1 protein-coding gene is annotated in these 1,052 nt (G+C 46.1%); it reads left to right on the forward strand.

The window, feature by feature from the left end; all coding sequences use genetic code 11:
• Nucleotides 1-57: 57 nt before the first annotated feature.
• A partial coding sequence (locus tag B6S09_RS18000; RefSeq protein ID WP_244900114.1) for a reverse transcriptase domain-containing protein occupies nucleotides 58-1,052 on the forward strand: 995 nt, incomplete at its 3' end.

Consider the following 1,052-nt stretch of genomic DNA (forward strand, 5'->3'; position numbering starts at 1 on the left):
CTCTCTTGCCTGTCTAAGATATATGAGCGGATACTGAATCGAGCTATCAACAATCACATGGTAGATGAACGCCTATGGAACACACAGCAGGCTGGCTATACACATAATGACTCTCCGGTATACACCCTAGCCGGCCTGGTTAATGATGCTACAGAAGCGATTGATGAACACAAGGAGTATGGATTTGTGAGCTTTGATGCTAAAAAGGCCTTCGACCGTACCCCATGGCCCGTTGTTCTCCACAAGCTGGAGAAATATGGTATTAGAGGGGAGCTCCTGAATATAGTTAGGAGTTATCTTAGCAACAGGCGGCAGAGAGTAGTGATAAATGGCCAACAGTCTTCTATCAAACAGCTGAGCTCTGGGGTTCCCCAGGGGTCAGTACTGGGTCCGCTTCTGTACAAAATCTATATGAATGATATTCCACGGTACATTCAACATGCAAAGGTAAATATGTACTGTGATGACACCACCCTCGGTAAACCCATAGGCGATCAGTCGGATCAGGATTTGCTGCAATCTGACATAGATAGCCTAGGCGAATGGGCAAACATCAATGGGCTTTGGTTCCATCCGGGTAAATCTAAGACTATGCGCTTCAGTACCCCTTACAGACCCGATCTTCCACTGCAGCCACTAACTCTTTACGGTGAACCAATTCAACGAGTGTCCAGCCTTACTTATCTTGGGATGGTCCTAGAAGAAAATCTGTCGTGGGACGAACATATTGAGGAGAAGTGTTCAAAAGCCTACGTCAAAATTAATTTGCTGAAGCCATTAAAAATGATTTTTCCACGCAAGGCATTTGACAATATCAGTCGTCTATGCATTCTTTCTCCCTTTGACTATGGTGCTGCTATCTATGACGACTGCTCCCAAGATATGGCAGCCCAGATAGAGGCTGTTCAATATGAGGCTGCTAAGCTAACCTCTGGTGCCATGCACCTAACGTCAAGGGAGGATACATTGTTGGAACTGGGATGGACCGACATGGCCACGAGGCGCAACTACTTTAAACTCTCACTGGCTCATCGGGGCCGGTATATTTTTTT

Origin of the sequence: Oceanimonas baumannii, from assembly GCF_002245495.1 — a bacterium.
In the GTDB taxonomy this organism is placed as follows: domain Bacteria; phylum Pseudomonadota; class Gammaproteobacteria; order Enterobacterales; family Aeromonadaceae; genus Oceanimonas; species Oceanimonas baumannii.